The 22,416-nt window shown below is 70.3% G+C and carries 26 protein-coding genes and 1 pseudogene; 13 read left to right on the top strand and 14 right to left on the bottom strand.

Going from position 1 to position 22,416, the window contains the following annotated elements:
* Positions 1–48: 48 nt before the first annotated feature.
* Positions 49–2,244, top strand: coding sequence for an FUSC family protein (locus OG574_RS22810; protein WP_326774724.1), 2,196 nt, complete (start codon positions 49–51; stop codon positions 2,242–2,244).
* A 52-nt stretch (positions 2,245–2,296) separates the two neighbouring features.
* Here the strand turns inward: OG574_RS22810 and OG574_RS22805 are convergent, their stop codons facing one another.
* From OG574_RS22805 to rpmB, 3 genes are all read right to left on the bottom strand, one after another.
* Entirely contained in the window at positions 2,297–2,788 is a 492-nt protein-coding gene (locus OG574_RS22805) for a hypothetical protein (protein WP_326774723.1), read from the bottom strand.
* Between the two features lie 75 nt (positions 2,789–2,863).
* Entirely contained in the window at positions 2,864–3,169 is a 306-nt protein-coding gene (rpsN, locus tag OG574_RS22800; RefSeq protein ID WP_326774722.1) for a 30S ribosomal protein S14, read from the bottom strand.
* On the bottom strand, positions 3,169–3,405 hold the full coding sequence (gene rpmB, locus OG574_RS22795; protein ID WP_100597679.1) for a 50S ribosomal protein L28: 237 nt from the start codon (positions 3,403–3,405) through the stop codon (positions 3,169–3,171). Before rpmB ends, rpsN begins: the two co-directional genes overlap by 1 nt.
* Before the next feature lie 126 nt (positions 3,406–3,531).
* On the opposite strand from rpmB, the gene rpmG reads away from it, so the two are divergent.
* Genes rpmG through rpsR form a run of 4 tightly spaced genes read left to right on the top strand, consistent with a single transcriptional unit; the run spans position 3,532 to position 5,470 of the window.
* Complete coding sequence (gene rpmG / locus OG574_RS22790; RefSeq protein ID WP_100597680.1) at positions 3,532–3,696, top strand: 50S ribosomal protein L33; 165 nt, start codon at positions 3,532–3,534, stop codon at positions 3,694–3,696.
* A gap of 5 nt (positions 3,697–3,701) precedes the next feature.
* Positions 3,702–3,956 (top strand): type B 50S ribosomal protein L31, encoded by a 255-nt coding sequence (locus tag OG574_RS22785; RefSeq protein WP_326774721.1) that lies wholly within the window; start codon positions 3,702–3,704, stop codon positions 3,954–3,956.
* Positions 3,953–5,209, top strand: a complete 1,257-nt coding sequence (locus OG574_RS22780) for a CobW family GTP-binding protein (RefSeq protein ID WP_326774720.1) — start codon at positions 3,953–3,955, stop codon at positions 5,207–5,209. The genes OG574_RS22785 and OG574_RS22780 overlap by 4 nt, the downstream gene beginning before the upstream one ends.
* Positions 5,210–5,470: a 30S ribosomal protein S18 gene (gene rpsR / locus OG574_RS22775; RefSeq protein ID WP_326774719.1), complete on the top strand. Its 261-nt coding sequence runs from the start codon at positions 5,210–5,212 to the stop codon at positions 5,468–5,470.
* A 24-nt stretch (positions 5,471–5,494) separates the two neighbouring features.
* Here the strand turns inward: rpsR and OG574_RS22770 are convergent, their stop codons facing one another.
* Both OG574_RS22770 and OG574_RS22765 read right to left on the bottom strand, forming a co-directional pair.
* Complete coding sequence (locus OG574_RS22770; RefSeq protein WP_326774718.1) at positions 5,495–6,952, bottom strand: aldehyde dehydrogenase family protein; 1,458 nt, start codon at positions 6,950–6,952, stop codon at positions 5,495–5,497.
* A 158-nt stretch (positions 6,953–7,110) separates the two neighbouring features.
* The gene (locus tag OG574_RS22765; RefSeq protein WP_326774717.1) at positions 7,111–7,977 is read right to left on the bottom strand and encodes a helix-turn-helix domain-containing protein; all 867 of its coding nucleotides are present in this window, start codon (positions 7,975–7,977) and stop codon (positions 7,111–7,113) included.
* Positions 7,978–8,242: 265 nt separating this feature from the next.
* Between OG574_RS22765 and OG574_RS22760 the strand changes: the two genes are divergently transcribed.
* Entirely contained in the window at positions 8,243–8,725 is a 483-nt protein-coding gene (locus tag OG574_RS22760) for an ATP-binding protein (protein ID WP_326774716.1), read from the top strand.
* Between the two features lie 174 nt (positions 8,726–8,899).
* Here OG574_RS22760 and OG574_RS22755 read toward each other — a convergent pair whose 3' ends face one another.
* The 4 genes from OG574_RS22755 to OG574_RS22740 all read right to left on the bottom strand — a co-directional run bounded on the left by OG574_RS22755 (position 8,900) and on the right by OG574_RS22740 (position 10,471).
* Entirely contained in the window at positions 8,900–9,142 is a 243-nt protein-coding gene (locus OG574_RS22755; protein ID WP_326774715.1) for a DUF397 domain-containing protein, read from the bottom strand.
* A 140-nt stretch (positions 9,143–9,282) separates the two neighbouring features.
* Positions 9,283–9,726 carry an SRPBCC family protein gene (locus OG574_RS22750; protein ID WP_326774714.1) on the bottom strand — a complete coding sequence of 148 codons (444 nt, stop codon included), beginning with the start codon at positions 9,724–9,726 and terminating at the stop codon, positions 9,283–9,285.
* Entirely contained in the window at positions 9,723–10,079 is a 357-nt protein-coding gene (locus tag OG574_RS22745) for an ArsR/SmtB family transcription factor (RefSeq protein WP_326774713.1), read from the bottom strand. Before OG574_RS22745 ends, OG574_RS22750 begins: the two co-directional genes overlap by 4 nt.
* A 5-nt stretch (positions 10,080–10,084) precedes the next feature.
* Positions 10,085–10,471 (bottom strand): glyoxalase superfamily protein, encoded by a 387-nt coding sequence (locus OG574_RS22740; RefSeq protein WP_326774712.1) that lies wholly within the window; start codon positions 10,469–10,471, stop codon positions 10,085–10,087.
* A gap of 130 nt (positions 10,472–10,601) precedes the next feature.
* Between OG574_RS22740 and OG574_RS22735 the strand changes: the two genes are divergently transcribed.
* The 4 genes from OG574_RS22735 (at position 10,602) to OG574_RS22720 (ending at position 13,585) form a co-directional block, all read left to right on the top strand.
* Positions 10,602–11,045, top strand: a complete 444-nt coding sequence (locus OG574_RS22735; RefSeq protein WP_442816842.1) for a mycothiol transferase — start codon at positions 10,602–10,604, stop codon at positions 11,043–11,045.
* A gap of 18 nt (positions 11,046–11,063) precedes the next feature.
* Positions 11,064–11,705, top strand: coding sequence for a PadR family transcriptional regulator (locus tag OG574_RS22730; protein WP_326774711.1), 642 nt, complete (start codon positions 11,064–11,066; stop codon positions 11,703–11,705).
* 126 nt (positions 11,706–11,831) lie between these two features.
* A complete protein-coding gene (locus tag OG574_RS22725) occupies positions 11,832–12,818 on the top strand; it encodes an ATP-binding cassette domain-containing protein (protein ID WP_326774710.1) in 987 nt (328 codons plus the stop codon).
* Positions 12,815–13,585 (top strand): ABC transporter permease, encoded by a 771-nt coding sequence (locus tag OG574_RS22720; protein WP_326774709.1) that lies wholly within the window; start codon positions 12,815–12,817, stop codon positions 13,583–13,585. Before OG574_RS22725 ends, OG574_RS22720 begins: the two co-directional genes overlap by 4 nt.
* A gap of 35 nt (positions 13,586–13,620) precedes the next feature.
* Here OG574_RS22720 and OG574_RS22715 read toward each other — a convergent pair whose 3' ends face one another.
* Complete coding sequence (locus OG574_RS22715; RefSeq protein ID WP_326774708.1) at positions 13,621–15,033, bottom strand: glutamate decarboxylase; 1,413 nt, start codon at positions 15,031–15,033, stop codon at positions 13,621–13,623.
* A 108-nt stretch (positions 15,034–15,141) separates the two neighbouring features.
* The gene (locus OG574_RS22710) at positions 15,142–16,419 is read right to left on the bottom strand and encodes an ion channel protein (RefSeq protein ID WP_326774707.1); all 1,278 of its coding nucleotides are present in this window, start codon (positions 16,417–16,419) and stop codon (positions 15,142–15,144) included.
* Between the two features lie 121 nt (positions 16,420–16,540).
* On the opposite strand from OG574_RS22710, the gene OG574_RS22705 reads away from it, so the two are divergent.
* Positions 16,541–17,299 carry a MerR family transcriptional regulator gene (locus OG574_RS22705; RefSeq protein WP_326774706.1) on the top strand — a complete coding sequence of 253 codons (759 nt, stop codon included), beginning with the start codon at positions 16,541–16,543 and terminating at the stop codon, positions 17,297–17,299.
* Between the two features lie 6 nt (positions 17,300–17,305).
* Here OG574_RS22705 and OG574_RS22700 read toward each other — a convergent pair whose 3' ends face one another.
* The gene (locus OG574_RS22700; protein WP_266672924.1) at positions 17,306–17,671 is read right to left on the bottom strand and encodes a YbjQ family protein; all 366 of its coding nucleotides are present in this window, start codon (positions 17,669–17,671) and stop codon (positions 17,306–17,308) included.
* A 131-nt stretch (positions 17,672–17,802) separates the two neighbouring features.
* Here OG574_RS22700 and OG574_RS22695 point away from each other — a divergent pair.
* Positions 17,803–18,465, top strand: a pseudogene (locus tag OG574_RS22695) (DedA family protein); the annotation flags it as partial.
* 56 nt (positions 18,466–18,521) lie between these two features.
* Here OG574_RS22695 and OG574_RS22690 read toward each other — a convergent pair.
* Together OG574_RS22690 and OG574_RS22685 are read right to left on the bottom strand one after the other, a co-directional pair.
* Positions 18,522–20,219: a threonine/serine ThrE exporter family protein gene (locus OG574_RS22690; RefSeq protein WP_326774705.1), complete on the bottom strand. Its 1,698-nt coding sequence runs from the start codon at positions 20,217–20,219 to the stop codon at positions 18,522–18,524.
* Positions 20,220–20,308: 89 nt separating this feature from the next.
* A complete protein-coding gene (locus OG574_RS22685; RefSeq protein ID WP_100597700.1) occupies positions 20,309–20,800 on the bottom strand; it encodes an inorganic diphosphatase in 492 nt (163 codons plus the stop codon).
* Positions 20,801–20,886: 86 nt separating this feature from the next.
* Between OG574_RS22685 and dacB the strand changes: the two genes are divergently transcribed.
* On the top strand, positions 20,887–22,380 hold the full coding sequence (dacB, locus tag OG574_RS22680) for a D-alanyl-D-alanine carboxypeptidase/D-alanyl-D-alanine endopeptidase (RefSeq protein ID WP_442816932.1): 1,494 nt from the start codon (positions 20,887–20,889) through the stop codon (positions 22,378–22,380).
* Positions 22,381–22,416 lie beyond the last annotated feature (36 nt).

Genomic DNA, 22,416 nt, shown 5'->3' with positions numbered 1-22,416 from the left:
ACCGAACCACCCCAACCCATATGCCCGACTCGCCCGTATCCTGACGGAGTGAGCTGGTTCCGGGCGCTGAAGGACACCACCCGCTCGGGCCTGAGTGTCGAGCGGAAACGCCTGGAACCCCTGATCGCGCTGCGCGGCGCCGCCGGTCTGGCCATCGTGATCACGATCAGCCTCACGTTCTTCGGCCCCGCGGTCGCGGCGAGCTCCGCGTTCGGCGCGTTCCAGGCGGCGATCGCCACGTTCCAGCGCAGCTGGCGCCCCCGCCCCGAGCTGGCCGTCGCCTCCGGCGCGAGCCTCGGCGTCTCGACGTTCCTCGGCTACCTCACCGGCGGCCACCTCGTCCTCTTCCTCGCGCTCCTCGTCCTGTGGACGTTCCTGGCGGGCCTCGCCTGGGCGGCGGGCCCGACGATCGGCATCATCGCGTCGTCGAACGTCGCGATGATGCTGGTCACGATCACCCTGCCGACCTCGGTCGCGGCCGCCGCCGGGCACGCCGCGATGATGGTCTTCGGCGGTCTCGTCCAGGCCGCCCTCGTGATCCTCTTCCCGGTACGCAGATGGGGCGCGCACCGCGACGCCCTGGCCGACGCGCTCGCCGCCGAGGCCGACTATGCGCGCCGGCTGCGCCACGACCCGGTCGCCCCGTTCGACGGGGAACCGCTGATGCTGGCGCGCAGCGCCGCCGCGCTCACCCCGCGCCAGGCCCGCACCCGCCCGGCCCAGCTGCGCGGCGCCCGCGGCATCGCCGAACGCATCCGCCCGGTCCTCGCCTCCCTCGCGGACCCGGCCGTCGGCGTCCCGGACGAGGGGCCCGAACGCGAGCGCGTGCGGGAACTCCTGGGCGCGGCGGGCTCGATGCTGGACGCGGCGGCGCGGGCGATCCGCCACGGGGCCCCGGTCAAGGTGCCCCCGGCGGCGGTCGCCATGTTCAAGACCCCCGACACGGGGGCGATCCTCTCCGGCCCGGCGAAGCGCGTGGCGGCGCGCCTCGGCTCGCTCCTGAGGGACGTACTGGAGACCGCCGGCGCCCGGACGGACACCCAGCATCCCGAGCCCCGCAACGAGAAGCCCCAGCTCGCCCGCCCCACCCTCGTGCGGCTGCTCCCCATCGCGGCCGGAGCGATGCGCAAGGAGCTGCATCGCGGGTCGCCGATTCTCCGGCACGCCATCCGGGTGTCGGCCGTCGCCGCGGTCGGCTACCTCATCGGCACCGCCCTCCCCTTCGGCCACGGTTACTGGGCGCCGATGGCCGCCGTCATGGTCATGCGCCCCGACTTCTCACAGACGTACTCGCGCGCGGTGGCCCGTTTCGGCGGCACGCTCATCGGAGTCGCCCTTGCCACCGGGCTCGTCCAGGTCGTTCACCCGGACACCGCCCTCTCCGCGACGCTCGCCGTCATCTGCGCGGGCCTGATGTACCTCGTGATGCGCACGGGCCAGCTCGCCGCGCAGGCCTGCATCGCCGCGTACGTCGTGTTCCTGCTCGGAATGGGCGGCGAGGCGTGGGACCAGACGGTCCCCGAGCGGGTCGTCCTCACGCTCGTCGGCGGCCTCCTCGCGATGCTGGCGTACGCGGTGTACCCGGCCTGGGAGACGCCCCGCCTGCGCACACGCCTCGCGGACTGGCTGCTCGCCCTCGGCCGGTACGGCGCCGCCGTGATCGGCCGCTACGCGGAGCCCGGCGGCGGGAACCTGCCCGATGTGCGCGAGGCCCTGCTCGCCGCCCGCACGGCCGAACTCGCCTGGCAGGAGGCCGCGGCCAGGGCGCGGACCGAACCGGTGCGCCACCGCGGCCTCTCCCGCGCGGCGGCTGACGACGCCGAACACGCCCTGCGGCACATCGGCCGGGTCGAGATGCTGATGGAGGCGCACCTCCCCGAACGTGACGCGACCCCGGTCCCGGCGGCCGCCCGCCTCGCGAAGGCGCTGCACACCGCCACGGAGGACGGCGCGCGTGCGGTGCGCGAGCGCCGGGTGCCGCAGTGGCAGGCGGTACGGGACGCTCTCGCGGACTGGGACGGCGAGGGCGTACCGGACCGGGTCGTACGCCGGGGCGCGAGCCTGCTCCTCGAGGCCCTGGAGGAACTCTCCGACGCACTCGACACCGACGTACCCCCGATCACCCTGAAACCCGACCCGTCGCCCGAGGACCGGAAACCCGAGGACCGGAAACCCGAGGACGGGAATCCCGAGGATCAGAAACCCGAAGGGCCGCCCGGTCCGGAGGATCGAGCGGCCCGATGACGGGAGAGCGGCTCACGAGGCAGCCGCGAGGGAGCGAGGGAACCCGCCCGCGTCAGGACGTAGGCAGCCCCATCGTCGGGAACCCCGACGGCAGCTTCCCGTTGTCCGTCTTGCGGAACGTGTCGTCCCCGAAGCCTTCCCACGACACCTTCAGGGTCGTGGCGTCGACGGACTTGACCTGCCCCATGTTCCGGTCGGTGTTCCCGTCGGCGCACTTCAGGGTGAGCATCTGCATGCCCATCTCGTCGCCGGCGGTCCCGCTGCACACGTGCTCGCCGACCAGAGCCACCTTCTTGCCGCTGATGAGCAGGGCGACGCTCTTGCCCTGGGACGTGGTGACCCAACTGCCCTGAAGACTCCCGGACTTCCCGCCGGAGCCGGAACCACTCGTGTCGCCGCCCGTGGACGCCGTGGCCGAGGCCTGCGGCGTCTCCTTGGACTTGCCGCCGTCGCCCCCGTCACCGCTGTCGCTGCTGCATCCGGTGATCACGAGCGCCACGGCGACTCCCGCCGCGGCGGCACCGATCCGTACGCGCTTCAGCACAAGATCCCCCTACGTTGCGGATGTGACTGCCGGTACGTGGCCCGGCCCGCAGCAAGCTACCAGCCGCCCCTCACGTCACCAGGAAGACTTCCGCACCCCGGGCAGGAAGCCCGCATGCGCCTGCTCGCGCAGGTTCACCCTGGAGAGGCCGAAGGCGCGCAGATATCCGCGCGGCCGGCCGTCGACGCTGTCGCGGTTGCGTACGCGTGTGGCGCTCGCGTCCCGCGGCTGACGTGCCAACTCCCTTTGTGCGGCTGCCCGTTCCGCGTCGGTGGACGACAGCCGGCGCACGATCTCGTTGAGCTCGGCCCGGCGCGCGGCGTATCGGGCGACGACCCTCCGGCGCTTCTCGTTCTTCGCGATCTTGCTCTTCTCGGCCATCAGATCCTCACTCCACGGGCACGAATTCTGGCGACGGCGGCCTCGACGCCGATCGCGTCGACGGTCCTGATCGCCCTGGCACTCAGCCGCAGCTGCACGTGTCTGCCCTCGCTCGGCAGCCAGTAGCGCTTGCGCTGGACGTTCGGGTCGAAGCGGCGTGACGTGCGCCGGTGGGAGTGGGAGATGCGGTTGCCGAAGCCGGGGGCGGCCCCGGTCAGCATGCAGTGCGCGGACAGAACGACGTACCTCTCTCGTTGGCTGTGGCCCCGTGACCCGGAGCCGTGACCCGAAGGTCGCGCGGCCCCCTGGCCCTGTGACCCGGATCGTTTTGGAAACGGGATTCATTTTCATATACTACCCACATGGCACGCAACGAACTCCGCCCAGTGATCAAGCTCAGGTCCACCGCGGGTACGGGCCACACCTACGTGACCCGCAAGAACCGCCGTAACGACCCCGACCGCGTGACCCTGCGCAAGTACGACCCGGTCGCACGCCGTCACGTCGACTTCCGAGAGGAGCGCTGAGCCCCGTGCGCAAGGACATCCACCCCAACTACGGCCCGGTCGTCTTCCGCGACCGCGCCGCGAACCACGCCTTCCTCACCCGGTCCACCGCCACCAGCGACAAGACCGTCGAGTGGGAGGACGGCCGGACCTACCCCGTCATCGACGTCGAGATCTCGAACGTGAGCCACCCCTTCTACACGGGCAACGCGCGCGTCCTCGACACCGCCGGCCGCGTGGAGCGCTTCGAGCGGCGCTTCGGGAAGAGGGGCGGCCGGTGACCCGGCTGCCCGTAGTGATCGTCGGCGGCCTGCACGCGGAAGCGCGCCGGGCCGCCGTCGAGGAACTGCTCGTCACGGTCCCGGGCAGCGTCGCGCTCCACCACGACCTCTCAACTGCCGTACAGGGCACAGTCGTACGGACCCTGCGCGACGCCACCGGAGTCCTCGGCACCGGCGAGGCGCCCCTCGTCAACGACTGCGCGTGCTGCGCCCTGCGCGAGGACCTCGTCCCCGAACTGGAGTGGCTCGCGGACGCCGGGCTCACCCTCCCCCAAGCTCTCGGCTCCGCTCGGGCAGGGGGGACCCCCATCCAAGCTCTCGGCTCCGCTCGGGCAGGGGGGACCCCCATCCAAGCTCTCGGCTCCGCTCGGGCAAGGGGAACCTCCATCGCGATCGTCGAACTGTGGGACTCCGTCGAGCCCAAGGCGATGGTCGAGGTCATCGCCGCGCACGGCGGGCCCGAGCTCTCCGTCACCGGCGTCATCACCGGCGTGGACCCCGCGCTCCTGCTGCCGTACCTCGGGAACGGCGACGACCTCATGGACGCCGGACTCGCGACGGCCGCCACCGACCAGCGCACCATCGCCGACACCTGGGCCAGACAGCTCGAATACGCTCCCGTGCTCGCCCTCGTGGATTCCCCCGAGGCCGACGACGCGGACCGGGCCCTGCTCGCCCAGCTCCACCCGACAGCCCGCCAAGTCCCGATCGGCCACGGCGAGTTGGCGGCCGCCGCGCTCGGCGGATTCGACGTGGAGGCGGCAGCGGCGGCCCAGCATCCGGCGTGCGCGCTGCTGCCCGCGGACGCGGACGAGGCGGGTGTCTCCACGCTCGTCTGGCACCGCGACCGGCCGTTCCACCCGGAGCGGCTCTACGCGGCCCTGGAGGATCTGACCTGCGCGGCGGCCCGCAGCCGCGGCCGGTTCTGGCTCGCCGACCGCCCCGACACGCTCCTGCACTGGGACGCGGCGGGCGGCACGCTGTGCGTCGAGAGCGCGGGGCCCTGGCTGGTGTCCCTGCCGGACGCCGCCTGGGACATGGCCCCGTCGGTCCGCCGCGCGGCCGCCGCCCTGGACTGGCACCCGCAGCACGGCGACTGCTGCCAGCACCTCGTCTTCACGTCACCCGGACTCGACCGTGACGGCCTCGCCGAGATCCTCGAGTCCTGCCTGCTCACCGACGCCGAGTACGGCGCGGGCCGCGAGTCCTGGAAGGGCCTGCCCCGCGCCTTCGACACCCTCCTGGAGATCTGAATGCCCCCGCGCAACCCTGCCCGCGACCCCGTCGGCAGGCCTGACCGCAAGCCGGCCAAGTCCCGCCCCAATCCTCTGGACCAGGCGAAGATCACGTACATCGACTACAAGGACACGGACCTGCTGCGGAAGTTCCTCTCCGACCGCGGCAAGATCCGCGGCCGTCGCGTCACCCGGGTCACGGCACAGCAGCAGCGCCAGATCGCCGCGGCGATCAAGAACGCCCGCGAGATGGCACTGCTGCCGTACGCCACACGCTGACCGAACCGCCGGAGCGGGCGGGCGTCAGAAGGGGAACTGACTCCGGCCGTGCTGCACGGAGATCCACTTCTGGGTGGTGAACGCCTCGACCGTCGCCTCGCCGTTCAGCCGGCCGAGCCCGGAGCGCTTCTCGCCGCCGAACGCGACGAGCGGCTCGTCGTGCACCGTCCCGTCGTTGACGTGGATCATCCCGGTGTCGATGCGCCGTGCGAACGCGACGCCCCGCTCCACGTCCCGCGTGTGGACGGCCCCGCTCAGCCCGTACGGGGTGTCGTTCGCGACCGCCACCGCCTCCTCGTCCCCGTCGAACGGGATGAGGAGCGCGACCGGCCCGAAGATCTCCTGCCGCAGCACCGGGGAGTCGGCCGGCAGGCCCGTCAGGACGCTCGGCTCGACCAGATTGCCGACGGCCTTGCCGTGCAGCAGTGCGGTCGCGCCCTCCGCGAGCGCCTGGTCGACGACACCCGAAACGGCCTCCGCCTGTGTGGAGTTGATGACCGGCCCGATGACGGTCGACGGGTCGCGGGGGTCGCCCACCTTGAGGGACCTGACCTTGGCGACGAACTTCTCGGTGAACTCCTTCTCCACCTTGCGGTCGACCAGGATTCGGTTGGCGGCCATGCAGACCTGGCCCTGGTGCACGTACCGGCTGAAGACCGCCGCGTCGACCGCGTAGTCGATGTCCGCGTCGTCGAGCACGGTCAGCGCGCTGTTGCCGCCCAGCTCCAGGACGGCGTGCTTGAACTGGGAGGCGCACACCGTCGCGACGTGCTGGCCCACCGCGTCGGAGCCGGTGAAGGAGATGACCTTCGGTACGGGGTGGGTGAGGAGCGCGTCGCCTATCTCGGCGATGTCGGTGATGACCACGTTGAGCAGACCGGCCGGCAGGCCCGCGTCCTCGAAGATCTTCGCGACCAGGGAGCCACCGCAGATCGGGGTGTTCTGGTGCGGCTTGAGCACCACGCCGTTGCCGAGGGCCAGCGCGGGCGCGACCGACTTCAGCGACAGCAGGAACGGGAAGTTGAAGGGGCTGATGACGCCCACGACCCCGACGGGAACGCGGTAGAGCCGGTTCTCCTTGCCGTCGACGGGCGACGGGATGACCCGCCCCTGGGGGCGCAGCGCCAGCTGGATCGACTCGCGCAGGAACTCCTTGGCGAGATGCAGCTCGAACCCGGCCTTGAGCCGCGTACCGCCGAGTTCGTCGACGATCGCGTCGGATATCTCGTCCTCGCGCTCCTCGACCAGGCGCAGCGCCCGCTCGAAGACGAGGCGGCGCGTGTACGCGTTGGTGTCGGCCCAGCTCTTCTGCGCCCGCTCGGCCGCGCGGTAGGCCTCGTCGACCTCGTCGGCCGACGCCACGGTGATGGAGGCCAGCTTGTCACCGTTGTACGGGTTGAAGTCGATGATGTCCCACGCCCCGCGGCCGGGACGCCATGAACCGTCGATGTATTGCTGGGCCAGTTCGGTGAAGTAGGACATGAGATCCCTTGCTGCTGCCGGCAGACACCTAATGGCTCGTCATCTTACGTCTGTACCAGTCGAGTTGTGGCCCGGTCAGGGCGTCCACCCGATCGTCATCGGTCGTAGGACGCGACAGAAGCAGCGCTTCTCGGCCAGTCCCGGTCAACCGGTCCCGGTCAGCCGTTCTTGGTCAGCAGCCCCCGGATGATGTCCACGCTCTCCTGCGGCGTCGGGCACTCCGACTGGAGCTGCTTCATCGACCGCGCGTACTGCGTGACGTCCTCGCGCTTGTCGAGGTAGAGGGCGCTGGTGAGCTGCTCCATGTAGACGATGTCGGAGAGGTCGGACTCCGGGAAGCTGAGCATCGCGAAGGCACCGGTCTCACCCGAGTGGCCACCGAAGCCGAACGGCATGACCTGGAGCGTGACGTTGGGCCGCTCGGAGACGTCGATCAGATGCTGGAGCTGACCCCGCATCACTTTCCGTCCTCCGTACGGGCGTTGCAGCGCCGCTTCGTCGAGCACCACGTGGAACTCGGGGGCGCGCTCGGAGACGAGGAGCTTCTGCCGCTCGAGGCGCAACGCCACGCGCCGGTCGATGTCCGCCTTCGGTGCGTCCTTCATGCCCCGGGCGACGACCGCGTGCGCGTACCCCTCGGTCTGAAGCAGCCCGTGCACGAACTGCACCTCGTAGGCGCGGATGAGCGACGCGGCGCCCTCCAGGCCGACATACGTGGGGAACCAGCCGGGCAGGACGTCCGAGTACGTATGCCACCAGCCCGCGACGTTGGCCTCCTTGACGAGGGAGAGGAGCGCGCCGCGCTCCGCCTCGTCGGCGACGCCGTACAGGGTCAGCAGGTCCTCGACGTCCCTGGCCTTGAAGCTCACCCGTCCCAACTCCATGCGGCTGATCTTGGATTCGGATGCGCGGATCGAGTAGCCGGCCGCTTCCCGGGTGATGCCACGCGATTCGCGCAGGCGCCTCAGTTGCGAGCCCAGCAGGATGCGTCGCACCACTGAGCCGCTCGACTCTCCCGCACTCACGTCGCTCCACCCTCCCGATCGCTCCAGCAGCCGAAGTCTGCCATTAAAACGCTCCGGCCTGTACTCGTTCGGTTACAGAAACGGAAAGGTTGCGAAAGGTCTCCACAAGAAGTCGTGGGAAGAAATGAGCAACAAGTGGTACGTGAGGGGACAGGCCAGGCGCGTGCACGTGCATCTGCCCTTGCATCTGCTGTACGCATTCGGAACGATGGCCACGCACCACCGCTCCAATCGCTATGTACCGCGAATCCCGGGAGTGCCTCGCATGGGGACGAATGGACCGGCCATGCTCGAGCCGTTAAGGCAGGGGCTTCCGCCACTCGACCCTTCAGGCGTCTCCAGCTCCGCCTCCTGCGCACTTCCCGCACGGTACGAAGCGGTGGGCAGCGCCCGTAACTTCACGCGCGGGACGCTCGACGGCTGGGACGTGGCCGAGAGATTCGACGACGTCTGCCTCGTCGTCTCCGAACTCGTCACAAATGCCCTGCGGCACGGGCTGCCCGCGGACACCCCGCGCTCACAGGACCCGCCGGTGCGACTGCACCTGTTGCGCTGGACCTCACGCCTGGTGTGCGCGGTGCGCGACCCCAGCGACGAGAGCCCCGTCGCCCGCGAGACGGACGACGACTTCAACGCCGAATCGGGCCGTGGCCTGTTCCTCGTCGACTCGTTCAGCGACAGCTGGGGCTGGCATCCGCTGGCCGGCACGCTGAACGGGAAAGTGGTGTGGGCGCTGTTCCGGCTGTGACGGCGGGCGGGCAACTGGTCACTGGCTACCGGTAACTGACGACTCGTTACTGACAACTGGCCACTGTTATCTGACGGCTGACGTTTGTCGTTATCCGTCAGTTGTCACCTGTCACCTGTCACCTGTCACCTGTCACCTGTCAGCCGTCAGTTGCGAGCTGTCACCGGTTGCCGGTCATCCGTCGGCTATCAGATGGTCGAACTCCCCGTCCTTGGCGCCCAGCAGCATCGCCTCGATCTCGGCGGGCGTGTAGACGAGTGCCGGGCCCTCCGGGAAGTTCGAGTTGCGCATCGCCACTCGCCCCCCCGGCAATTTCGCGAACTCCACGCAGGAGCCCTGCGAGTTGCTGTGCCTGCTCTTCTGCCAGACCACACCGTGAAGCTCCGTGGCCGCCATGCCGTTGTACACGTGGTGCACAGTCGCTCCCCGGTCGTGCTGTGGCCTATGAGGCTCATGTGGCCAGTGAGTCAGGTGTAGTGGTCAACTGTCCTGGATCATAGCTGCGTTCACATGCCGATGCATGGGCAGATGCACGTGCACGGGGGGTGTTCCCACGGTTACAGCTCTTCGAGCGTCTGCCCCAGCGCCCGCATGACATGCGAACGCCAGCCCCCATCCATGATCTTCCGCGCCATCATCTGTGCCGGATCGTCCGGATCGAATCCGTCGTGCACTAGGAAGAGACGCGTGCCACGGCCTTCTGGCTCCAGGTTCCACGTAATGGTCCAGTCCGCAGAATTGGCCGGATCCCGGTCCTGCCACCGGACGCTGAGCATCCGCTCCTCCTCGTACGCGAGGACCTCGACGTCGACGGTGCCGGAGAAGCCGGTGTTGGGGCGCGGCACGGTCGTCATCACGTACCGGTGGCCCACCTCGAGGCGGAAGTCCTCACTGCCCGTCATCAGCCACTGGGTGATCAGCTCGGGTTCGGTGAGGGCGCGCCAGACCTTGGCGGGCGGGTGGGGGAAGAACTGGTCGACCGTGATGCTCGTCAGGCTCATGACTCGTCATCGTCGGGCATGCGGTCGAGGAGTTCGGCGAGCCCCTGCAGGCGGCCGCGCCAGAACCGCTCGTACGGATGGAGCCAGTCCTGCACCTCGGCCAGGGGGGTGGCCTCGAGCCGGTAGATGCGCTGCCGTCCCGCTCGTTCCTCCGATACGAGGCCGGCCTCGCGCAGCACCTTGAGGTGCTCCGAGAGGCTCGGGCGGCGCATCGCGAAGTGGTCGGCCAGGGCCTGGACGGGCTGCGGGCCCTCGTCCCTGAGGAGGCGGAGCACCTCGCGCCGTGTCCCGTTGGCGAGCGCGGCGAACAGCCGGTCCTGGCCGGCGGTGTCGGTCGCGCTCGTCGTCGTCATCGGCGTCAGAAGCCTTCCTTCTCCGTGATGAGCATCAGCGAGTTGCCGTCCGGGTCGCTGACGGCGGCCATGCGTCCCCACGGCACGTCGTCGGGGCCGGTGACCTCGGCTCCGGCGGCGGTGAGCCGCGCGCAGTCGGCGTCGACGTCGGTCGTCACCAACATGATCCCCCGCGCCGAACCCGGCGTGAAATCCCCCATGCCCGGGCCGGACAGCGTGAAGACGGTCTGCGCCCCGGCCGGTGCGACCTGGAGCCAGCGGCCCGGCGGCATCTCGCGGTCGACGGTGACTTCAAAGCCGAGTACGTCGACGTAGAACCGCAGCGCGCGGTCCTGGTCGGAGACGGGGAGTGTGATGAAAGAGGCGTGCGTGATGTTCGTGTGGCTGGTCATGCCCGGACTATAGGTAGGGATTTCCCTACGCGTCAAACGTAGGCAAATCCCTACGCGATACGTTCCCGGGTCCGGGTATTGCCCCCTCCTGATCTGCCTCGCCGAACAGCGCGGCGCCATCCGCCGGGCCGTGCTCGGGCTGAGTGACGAGCAGGCCGCGACGACCCCGAGCGCCAGCGCGCTGTCGCTGTCCGGGCTGATCAAGCGCGTCGCCGAGACCGTGCAGGGCTGGGTGGCGCGGGCCCGGCAGGTCGCGCCCGACACGCAGCGCACCGAGGCGAACCGGGCCGACAGCTCCCGGCTCGTGGGCGACGAGAGTGTCGAGTCGGCGCTCGCCTACTGGGACAAGGTGGCGCTGGCCGCCGAGGAGTTCATCCGGTCGGTGCCGAGCCTCGACGACACGTTCCCGCTGCCCCGCCATGACTGGTCCCCGCACGAGGGCGAGGCGTCCATGCGATGGATGCTGCTCCATCCGATCCGGGAGGCGGCCCGGCATGCGGGGCATGCGGACATCATCCGCGAGTCCCTCGACGGGAAGGCGGCGTACGAGCTGGCCGCGATGGCTCAGGAGTGACGTCCTACGCTGGGGCCCATGTCAGCGATCCGTCTCCTGGTCCTCGGGGCCGTACGCCAGCACGGCCGCGCGCACGGCTACCAGGTGCGCAACGACCTCGAGTACTGGGGCGCGCACGAGTGGTCGAACGCCAAGCCCGGGTCGATCTATCACGCGCTCAAGCAGATGGCGAAGCAGGGACTCCTCGTCGCGCACGAGATCGCGCCGTCCACGGCCGGCGGCCCGCCGCGTACCGAGTACGAGATCACGGACAAGGGCACCGAGGAGTTCCGTACGCTGCTGCGTGAGGCGCTCGTGGCGTACGACCAGAAGCCGGACATCCTCTCGGCCGCGCTCGGCTTCATCGTCGATCTGCCGCGGCAGGAGGCGGTGGAGTTGCTGCGGCGGCGCGTGGATGGCATCGAGGAGTGGCGGCGCGCGGTCACCGAGTACTACTCGCCCGAGGACGGGCCCGAACGGCTCGGGCACATCGGCGAGATCATGAATTTCTGGGTGCACTCGGCCGACGCGGGCGCGGAGTGGACGCGCGGCCTGATCGGCCGGATCGAGGGCGGCGCGTACACGTTCGCGGGCGAGGGCGAGCCTTTTGTAGGGGTGCTCGCCGAGGGGCAGGAGAACCCCTACGCCACGGGCGAGGCACACCCCGAGGACCCTCGTTAGTCATCGCCAGTCATCGCCGGGCGTCGTCAATTTTCATTAATCAAGTTTGACTAATGGTCGGAGGTGGGGCTACCTTTCGCGTCGTAGTCAAATTTGAGTACCGAGATTCTCGGTGAGAGGAGCCGGATGACCGACGCGATCATCGTCGAGGGCGCACGGAAGAGGTACGGGGACAGATGGGCGCTGGACGGGCTCGACCTCGCGGTCGCCCGCGGCACCGTGCACGGGCTGCTCGGGCCGAACGGCGCGGGCAAGACGACGGCCGTCCGCACCATGACGACGCTGCTGCGGGCCGACGAGGGCCGGGTCGAGGTGGCGGGTTACGACGTGCGGCGGCAGGCGGGCGAGGTGCGCCGCCGCATCGGGCTCCTCGGCCAGCACGCGGCGGTGGACGAGGAGCTCGGCGGGTGGCAGAACCTGGAGATGTTCGGACGCCTCCACCATCTGGGCGCCCGGCGCGCGCGGGTGCGAGCCGGCGAACTCCTTGAGCGCTTCGGGCTCGCCGGGACCGGGCGCAAGGCGGTCAGGCAGTACAGCGGCGGCATGCGGCGCCGCCTGGACCTGGCCGCCTCGCTCATCACGGACCCGGAGGTGCTCTTCCTGGACGAGCCGACGACGGGCCTCGATCCGCGCGGGCGCGCCGAGGTGTGGGGCGCGGTGCGCTCCCTCGTCGGGGGCGGTACGACGGTGCTGCTGACGACGCAGTATCTGGAGGAGGCCGACCAGCTCGCCGACCGCATCTCGGTCGTGGACCGGGGCCGGGTCGTCGCCGGGGGCACCGCCGACGAGCTCAAGGCCCGGCTCGGTGGTGACCGGATCGACGTCGTCGTGCGGGACGGGTCCCAGCTGGACGTAGCGGCAAGGCTGTTGCCGGACGGTGCCACGGTCGACGCGGACCGCCGGCTGGTCAGCGCGCCGGTCGCCGACCGGATGGCCGCGCTCACGGAGGTCGTGCGGGCGCTCCAGGACGCGGGTGTGGAGGCGGAGGACATCGCGGTGCGCAGACCGACCCTGGACGAGGTGTTCCTGCATCTGACGGGATCGGGACGGTCGGGACAGACGGATGCAGCGGAACGTGGACACGTATCGGACCGGCCGGAGGTGAAGGCATGAGTACGCCGATGAGCTGGGCCGTCGCCGATTCGTGGACCATGACGCGGCGCGAGCTGGCGCACTGGGCGCGGCAGCCCACGCAGATCGTGGTCGGGCTGGCCTTCCCGGTGATGCTGCTGCTGATGTTCGGCTTCCTGATCGGCGGCGGCAAGGGGGTCGAGGGCGAGTACGTCGACTATCTGGTGCCGGGCATGCTCGCGCTGACCATGGCGTTCGGGCTCGAGGCGACGATGCTGGCGGTGACGCAGGATCTCAACAAGGGAGTGATCGACCGGTTCAGGTCGATGCCGATGGTCAACGGCGCCGTGCTGGTGGGACGTTCGGCCGCCGACATGCTCCAGTCGGCCGCCGCGCTTCTCGTGATGACCGGCGTCGGTCACGTGATCGGCTGGCGCCCGCAGGGCTCGGCCGGGACGTTCCTGGGCGCGCTCGGGCTGCTGCTCCTCTTCCGGTTCGCGATGCTGTGGATCGGCATCCACCTGGCGATGGTGGCGGGGAAGCCGGAGCTGGTGCAGGCCGTGCAGATCCTCGTCTGGCCGGTCGGATTCCTGTCGAACGCGCTCGCCGAGCCCGGCTCGATGCCCGGCTGGCTGGGCACGGTCGTCGAGTGGAACCCGATGTCGCACACGGCGACTGCCGTACGGGACCTGTTCGGCGGGCCCGGCGGGGAGCCGGGGCACCTGTGGGCGGCGGTGCTGTGGCCGCTCGCGCTGCTCGCGGTGTTCTTCCCGCTGGCGGTACGGAAGTTCGCGGCACTCAGTAAATAGGGATCAGCAAGCAGGGCCCGTGAGCACCGCTGCGCTCAGTGGTGGAAGCTGGTCGCCGCATCCCTGTCGCTGGTCAACGGGTGCCGCTGCTGGCGCAGTTCGGGCAGCAGCCGCCCGAGGTCGGCGAAGAAGAGCGCCGCCAGGTCGGCAGAGAAGCCGTTGCGGCACACCAGCCGCAGCACGGCCAGGTCCTGGCGGTGCGCGGGGAAGGTGTACGCGGGTACGAGCCAGCCGAATTCGCGCAGGCGGCGCGACACGTCGAAGACGTCGTACGCCTTCACGTCGGATGCTGTCGTGAAGGCGACGACGGGCAGTTGGTCGCCGCGCGTGATGAGCTGGAAGTCGCCGAGGGTCTCGATGCGTTCGGCGATGTCGCGGGCGACGTCCCGCGTCGACTGCTGCACGGCGCGGTAGCCCTCGCGGCCCAGGCGCAGGAACGTGTAGTACTGCGCGACGACCTGGGCGCCGGGCCGGGAGAAGTTCAGGGCGAAGGTCGGCATGTCGCCGCCCAGGTAGTTGACCCGGAAGATCAGTTCCTCCGGCAGGTCGTCCGCCGTACGCCACAGGGCCCAGCCGACGCCCGGGTAGACGAGGCCGTACTTGTGGCCCGAGGCGTTGATGGACGACACCCGCGGCAGGCGGAAGTCCCAGACCAGTTCGGGGTCGATGAAGGGCGCGATCATGCCCCCGGAGGCGCCGTCGACATGGACGGGGATGTCGAGGCCGGTCTTCTCCTGGAGGGTGTCGAGTGCGGCGCACAGCTCCTCGATCGGCTCGTACGAGCCGTCGAACGTCGAGCCGAGGATGCCGACGACACCGATGGTGTTCTCGTCGCACAGCTCGGCGGCGGCCTGCGGGTCGAGGTGGAAACGGTCGCCCTCCATGGGGACCTGGCGCGCCTCGACCTCCCAGAAGTTGCAGAACTTCTCCCAGCAGACCTGCACGTTGATGCCCATGACGAGATTCGGGCGGGCCTGCTTGGACGGGTAGCGGTCGGCGTTCCGCTTCATCCAGCGGCGCTTGAGGGCCATCCCGGCGAGCATGCACGCCTCGCTCGACCCGGTGGTCGAACAGCCGACGGCGCCGTCCGGGTCGGGTGCGTTCCACAGGTGGGCGAGCATCGACACGCAGCGCCGCTCCAGCTCCGCGGTGCGCGGGTACTCGTCCTTGTCGATCATGTTCTTGTCTCGGCACTCGGCCATCAGGACGTCGGCCTGCGGTTCCATCCAGGTGGTGACGAACGTGGCGAGGTTGAGCCGTGCGTTGCCGTCGAGCATCAGCTCGTCGTGGACCAGCTGGTACGCCGTGGAGGGTGGCATGGGGTCGTCGGGCAGCCGGTGCTTGGGCGGGGCGTCGGTCATGCCGCCGACCGGATTGGCCTCGCCGTAGAAGGGGTTGACGGCCATCGGGCTCTCGTCGTGCGGTTGGGGACCGTGGTGCAGCGGCATTGTCGCGGACTCCCTCGATACGCGGTCGTGGCCTCATCGCGAGGATACGGAGGAGTGGGGCGTACCGCCCGGCGACGGATCGGCGGACGGGCGGGGGGCGGCCCGCTCTCAGCGCAGGGCCGTGCCGTCGTCGTGGAGCTGCATCTGGGGGCGTCCGGTGACCAGGAGCCAGGCCGGCAGCGAGGCGATGCACAGCAGGACGAGGATCGGCGGGGACGCGACGAGGATGGCCGCGACGAACAGGCTGACCCAGCCCTGCCGTGTGATGGCGAGCAGGATGCCGAGGACGCCCGCCGAGACGCCGACGGCGGGGTGCACGCCCGGCACGAGTGCGTGGGCGAGGAGGCCGAAGGCCGTCCCGATGAAGACCGCGGGGAAGATCCGGCCGCCGCGGAAGCCGCAGGAGGCGGCGATCAGCAGGGCCGCCAGCTTCACCACCGTCATCAGGGCGAACTGCCCGGCCGACCAGCCCTCGGGGTCCTGGGCCAGCGCGGCGACCTCATTGAGGCCCTTGAAGAGCGTGAGATGGCCGCCGAGCGCGCCGAGCAGACCGAGCACGAGCCCGCCGACGGGCAGCATCAGCATGGGGTGCTTGAGGCGTCCGAACGCGGCGTGCGTGTAAGGGAAGGCGTAGACGGCCGCCATGCCGAGGACCGCGGCCGCGGAGGCGACCACCAGGACGGAGAGGAGGTCGCCCCAGTCCGGCCGGGGGAAGGCGGGCAGGCCGAGGTCGAAGCTGGGATGTCCGATGAGGGCCGTGGTCAGCGCGCCGGTGGCCGCCGCGGTGAGCGGCGCGAACAGGGCGTCCCACAGAGAGCCCTTGATCGGCTTGCCCGCGAGGGCCTCGGAGATGACGAGGGCGGCGGCGACGGGTGTGCCGAACAGCGCGCCGAGCGTGGCCGCCTCGGCCAGGGTGCCCCACAGGACGGCGGGCATGGCGGGCAGGGCTTTCGAGCCGAGCCAGAACGCGAGGCCGATGTTGGCCGCGATGATCGGGTTCTCCGGGCCGAGGCTGGGCCCGCCGGCCAGCATCAGCGCGGTCGCGACGAGCAGCCCGGGCAGCACGTATGGCGGCAGCGGATCGCTCTCGAGCCCGACGGTGGCCGGGTCGGGCCCCGCGTGACCGGGCGCCTTCCACACGACGATGCCTACGAGGATGCCGGTCGTGGTCAGCATGACGATCATCCAGGCCGAGGAGTACCCGCCGATGCCGAGCGCGTCGGGCAGGTCCTCCCACAGCACGTGCTGGAGCTGCTCGGCGAGCCAGCTCACGCCGAGGAACAGCAGGCTGCACACGACGCCCACGACGAGCGCGGGGACGACCAGCGGCAGCAACGTCCGTGCCGGGGTGGTCTCCTGGGGCTCGGCCTGCGCGTCGGTGCTCACCGGCACACCATAAGCGTATGAAAGCGGCATAACACCCGGAGAAATTCCCGCTTGCACCTCACGTGACGTGAGGCCGCACGCTGGGACCCGTACCGACAACGACAGGGAGGGGGCGGGAGCCGTGAGCTACTCCGTGGGGCAGGTCGCCGGGTTCGCCGGCGTCACCGTGCGCACGCTGCACCACTACGACGAGATCGGTCTGCTCGCGCCGGTCGGGCGCAGCCACGCGGGCCACCGGCGCTACAGCGACGCCGACCTGGACCGGCTGCAGCAGATCCTGTTCTACCGGGAGCTCGGCTTCCCCCTCGACGAGGTCGCGGCCCTTCTCGACGACCCGGACGCGGACCCGCGCGCGCATCTGCGCCGCCAGCACGAACTGCTGACCGCCCGGATCGGGGAGCTCCAGAAGATGGCCGAGGCCGTGGAACACGCCATGGAGGCACGCAGGATGGGCATCAACCTCACGCCCGAGGAGAAGTTCGAGGTCTTCGGGGACAAGGACCCGGAGCGGTACGCGCAGGAGGCGGAGGAGCGCTGGGGCGGCACGGACACGTACGCCGAGTCGCAGCGCCGCGCCGCCCGCTACACCAAGGACGACTGGAAGCGGATGCAGGCCGAGGTCGCCGACTGGGGCGAGCGCTACGACGCCCTGATGGCGGCCGGCGAGCCCGCGACCGGCGAGCGGGCCATGGACATGGCCGAGGAACACCGGCAGCACATCACCAAGTGGTTCTACGAGTGCGGCTTCGAGATTCACTGCGGTCTCGGCGAGATGTACGTGGCGGACGAACGCTTCAAGGAGTTCTACGAGTCCATGCGCCCCGGCCTCGCCGAGCACCTGCGCGACGCGATCCTCGCCAACGCCGTCCGCAACGTCTGACCGGCGCTACAGGGGTGCGATCACCACGGCCGTGCCGTACGCACACACCTCGGTGCCCACGTCCGCCGCCTCCGTGACGTCGAAGCGGAACATCAGCACCCCGTTGGCGCCGCGGGAGCGGGCCTGCTCGACGAGCCGCTCCATCGCCTGGTTACGGGTCTCCACCAGCGTCTTGGTGAGGCCCTTCAGCTCACCGCCGATCATCGATTTGAGGCCGGCGCCGATCTGGCTGCCGAGGTGCCTGGAGCGGACCGTGAGGCCGAAGACCTCGCCGATCACCTTCTCCACCCGGTAGCCGGGCACGTCGTTCGTGGTGACGACGAGCACATCCGTCTGCGGATTCTGGCCGCCGCCGTAGTCTTCGATACCCATACACACAGGTTTGCCACAGTTGACGCACAGTGCATCCTGAGAGGGCCGCTGGAACCTGGTGCCGTCATCCGGCGTTGATAACTTTGCACCGCCATTGCCCTTGCTTCACCACCCCTCAGGAGTCCGGAACCGTGACGACGCTTGCTCTCGGACCAAGCTGGCTGGACCCGGACCACCTGCTCAACACGTTCGGCATCTGGGGCCTGCTCCTGATCGTGTTCGCGGAGTCCGGCCTGCTCATCGGCTTCTTCCTGCCGGGCGACTCCCTGCTGTTCACGTGCGGACTGCTGATCACCGCCGGCACGCTGGACTTCCCCCTGTGGGGCGCCGTCGGCCTGATCTGCGTCGCCGCGATCCTCGGTGACCAGGCGGGTTACCTCTTCGGCAAGAAGGTCGGCCCCTCGCTGTTCAACCGCCCGGACTCCCGCCTCTTCAAGCAGGAGAACGTGGTCAAGGCGCACGAGTTCTTCGAGAAGTACGGCCCGAAGTCCCTGGTCCTGGCGCGCTTCGTGCCCATCGTGCGTACGTTCACGCCGATCATCGCGGGCGTCAGCGGCATGAAGTACCGCTCGTTCATCACGTTCAACATCATCGGCGGCGTGCTCTGGGGCGCGGGCGTCACGCTCCTCGGCTCCTGGCTGGGCAACATCGAGTTCGTCCACAAGAACATCGAGGCGATCCTGATCCTGATCGTCCTGATCTCGGTGGTCCCCATCGCGATCGAGTTCCTGCGGGCGCGCAGCAAGTCGAAGAAGGCCGCGGCGGCGACGCCCCAGCCGCAGACGCCGGCGCCGGGCCAGCGCGGCCGCCACGCGAAGCGCTAGAGCGCCACGGCCCCTTTTGCGGGGTCCTAGAAGCCTCGGGTCCGCTTCGCCGCCCGGCGCCCTTCCGCGCCGGGCGAGCGCAGGAACAGCCGCGCGATCTCGGACCCGAGGTTCACCCCGATCGCGATGGCCATGGCGAGAGCCGCCGCCTTCGTGAGCGACACCAGGCCCGCGTCCACGTCGTTCTGCGCGATGGCCAGCAGCCCGAAGTACGTCGCGGAACCCGGCAGCAGCGGCCCGATCGCCGCCGTCACGTACGGCAGCGCGGACGCGAACCGGTACCGCGAGAAGAGCTGCCCGAACAGGCCGACGAGCCCGGCCGCCGCCGCCGTCGAGGCGACCGGCGAGATCCCGCCGACGACGTGCATGGCCCCGTACACGACCCACGCCACACCGCCGTTCAGCGTCACCGCGAGCACGGTGGAGCGTTCCTGCTGGAGCAGGACGGCGAACGCGAGGGACAGCGCCATCGAGGCGGCGATCTGCCAGTAAGGGCGGTCGATGACCTGGAGGGCCGCCTCCGGGTTCAGCTGCGCGTGCAGCTGGACGCCGAGGTAGAGCACGACCAGGACGCCGACGACGATGCCGACGAAGAAGTACATGACTTCGAGCAGGCGCGCGGCCGCGGTGATGTAGTAGCCGGTCAGGCCGTCCTGCACGCCCGCCACGAGGGCCCGCCCCGGCAGCAGCGCGAACAGCCCACCGGTGATCACCGCGGAGGCGCGTACGTCCACGAGGTTGTGCGCGAGGGTCAGCAGGATCCCTATGGCGGCGGGCGGCATCGCGGCGACGGTGAACTGGTAGAACTCCGGCAGCCCGCGCCCGGCGCACAGCCAGGCCAGCCGGTCGCCGAGGATCGCGCCGAGCGCCGCCGCGACGAAGACGATCAGGTCACCGCCGACGAGAATCGAGGCGCCGCCCGCGAGGAGCCCGGTCGCCGTGGAGAGCACCCAGCCCGGGTAGGGGTGGCGGTTGCGGCGGATCTCGGCGAGGCGCCGGTAGGCCTCCTCCAGGGAGACGTCGACCTCCGCGTCGCTGATGTCGTACACCAGCTGGAACACGGCCGCGAGGCGCGTGTAGTCGGTGCCGCGCCGGCGCACGGTGCGCGAGGAGGTCACCGGGTCGTCGATCAGGGACGGCTGGTACGAGATCGACAACAGCGTGAACGTCACCGTCGGTTCGCACCGGTCGAGGCCGTAGGAGCGGCACACGGCGAACATCGCCGCCTCCACGTCCTCGGCGCCCTCACCGCCCGCGAGGAGCAGCTCGCCGATACGCAGGGTCAGGTCGAGGACGCGCGGAACGGCCGGCCCCTCGTCGTCGTGCTTCTGCACGGGCTCGGCCGCCGGACGCTCGGCGACCGGCATGCGCAGCATCGTGCGCATCCGGTCCTGCCAGGGCGCCTCCTTGGTCAGCTTGACCATGGGGATGCCGTGCGCGGGGGTGAACGCGGGGGGCGCGTGCCGGGAGCTGTAGGTCTGCGGGGGAGTGAAGGCCGAACCGCTGGTGTCGGCGGGCGCGGCTGCCGGGGTGCTGAACCCGTCCGGGAGCGCGAACTCGGACGTCGTCTGCGACTCGTCCTGCTCGGGCACCGGGGTCTGCGGCACCACTCCCTGCGGCGGGGTGAAGGCGCTGCGTGCCTCGTCCGACTGCGGTTTGCGGTCTTCGGCCGCCTCCGGCTCCCGCTCCGTCACCAACTCGCCCTTCGTATGACGCTTGCGCACCTCCCGGTACGCCTCAGTATGAGCACAGACACGCGAACGGGCCGCCCCACCCCCGGAGGAGTCGGACGGCCCGTGCGTGGCGGGGGAGGTCAGTGACCGCCCTCGTCCTTGAAGCGCTTGTAGGACCGCTCGATCTCGGCCTCGGCCTCGGTGCGGCCGACCCAGTCGGCGCCCTCGACGGACTTGCCGGGCTCCAGGTCCTTGTAGACCTCGAAGAAGTGCTGGATCTCCAGGCGGTCGAACTCGGACACGTGGTGGATGTCCCGCAGGTGCTCCACGCGGGGGTCCGAGGCGGGGACGCACAGCAGCTTGTCGTCGCCGCCGGCCTCGTCCGTCATACGGAACATGCCGATGGCGCGGCACTTGATGAGGCAGCCGGGGAAGGTCGGCTCCTCCAGGATGACCAGCGCGTCCAGCGGGTCCCCGTCCTCACCGAGCGTGTTCTCGACGAATCCGTAGTCGGCCGGGTAACTGGTCGAGGTGAAGAGTCGACGGTCCAGGCGGATCCGACCGGTCTCGTGGTCCACCTCGTACTTGTTCCGCGAACCCTTCGGAATCTCGATCGTGACGTCGAACTCCACCGGTGGCTCCTCCATGATCAACACATACGACTGGTGATTAAGTGTCCCTCACGCATGTGTGTGATCGCGAAAGGGGCTGGTCCGTGGTGCCCGAGCTCAAGGCTTCGCAGGCAGTTTCACAGGCAGTGAAGGTGCTCACGAAGGTCAAGACCTGGCAGCTCACAGCGGGCGCTGCCACCCTGGGCCTGGCGCTCTCGGCCGTGGCGGTGGCCTCGGCCGGTCCGTGGGACTCCAGCGGTCAGCGTACGGCGGAGGCGCGCCGGGCTGCCTCCCAGGAGGCCGGGGGTGGCGCAGATCACGGCCGCGACGGCCGCGACGGGGGCTCCGAGGAACCGGACGCGGCCCCGAGCGCCCGTGCGGTGCTCGCGGCGCCGGGCGGCTCGGTCCCCGGTCCCACGAAGGGCGCGCTCGCCGACGTGCTCGACCCGCTCCTGAACGACCCGGCCCTCGGCAAGCGGCGCACGGCGGCCGTCGTCGACGCGGCCACCGGTCAGCGGCTGTACGGCAAGAGCTCCGGCGACGCACTGACTCCCGCCTCGACCACGAAGCTCGCCACGGCCGTCGCCGCCCTGTCGATGCCGGGGTCCGACCACCGCATCGACACGAAGACCGTGATCGAGCCCGGCTCGAAGGCGCACGAGGTCGTCCTCGTCGGCGGCGGCGACCCCACGCTCACCGCCCGCAAGGACGCCGGACCGAACGCGAGCCTGCGCGCCCTCGCCGACGCCACCGCCAAGGAGCTCAAGAGCCGGGACACGGACGAGATCACCCTCTCCTACGACACCTCGCTCTACTCGGGGCCGCTCCTGCACCCCATCGGGCCGAACGAGAACATCGCGCCGGTCAGCGCCCTCATGGCCGACGAGGCGCGCACGGACGACTCGTCGAGCGGTCCGGCTCCCCGTGAGTCAGACCCCGCGGCGGCCACCGCGCGGAAGTTCGCGGATCTGCTGCACGACCGCGGCATCAGGACGAAGGGCGAGCCGGGCCCCCGCCATGCCTCGGGCGACGCCGAGAAGCTGGCCAAGGTGTCGTCGCCGCCCGTATCGGCCCTGGTCGAGCGCATGCTGACGCACAGTGACAACGACATCGCGGAGGCCCTGGCCCGCCAGGTGGCCCTCGCCACGGACGAGGCCGCGAGCTTCGAGGGCGGGGGCGAGGGGATCCGCAAGGAGCTGGAGAAGCTCCGAATCCCGCTCTCCGGAAGCCACTTCGCGGACGGCAGCGGTCTCGACCGCGCCGACAAGGTCTCCGCCGACCTGCTCACCCAGGTTCTCGCGCACGCCGTCGAGCGCGAGCGCCCGGGGCTGCGTCCCGTCCTCACCGGACTGCCCGTCGCCGGCTTCACGGGCACGCTGAGCAAGCGGTACACCGACGAGGCCGACGCGGCGGGCATCGGCCTCGTACGGGCCAAGACCGGCACGCTGACCGGGGTGAACACGCTGGCCGGCACGGTCGTCGACGCGGACGGGCGGCTCCTGGTCTTCGCGTTCATGACGGACGGCACGGTGAACCCGGGACAGGCCCAGGCGGCCCTGGACCGGCTCGCGTCGACGGTCGCGAACTGCGGCTGCCGCTGACCCGCCCCGGCCGCGTCCCCTAGGGGGCACAACCCG

Origin of the sequence: Streptomyces sp. NBC_01445, from assembly GCF_035918235.1 — a bacterium.
In the GTDB taxonomy this organism is placed as follows: Bacteria; Actinomycetota; Actinomycetes; order Streptomycetales; family Streptomycetaceae; genus Streptomyces.
The sequence above is the reverse complement of the archived record's forward strand: the minus strand, read 5'-3'. Positions and strand labels throughout refer to the sequence as shown.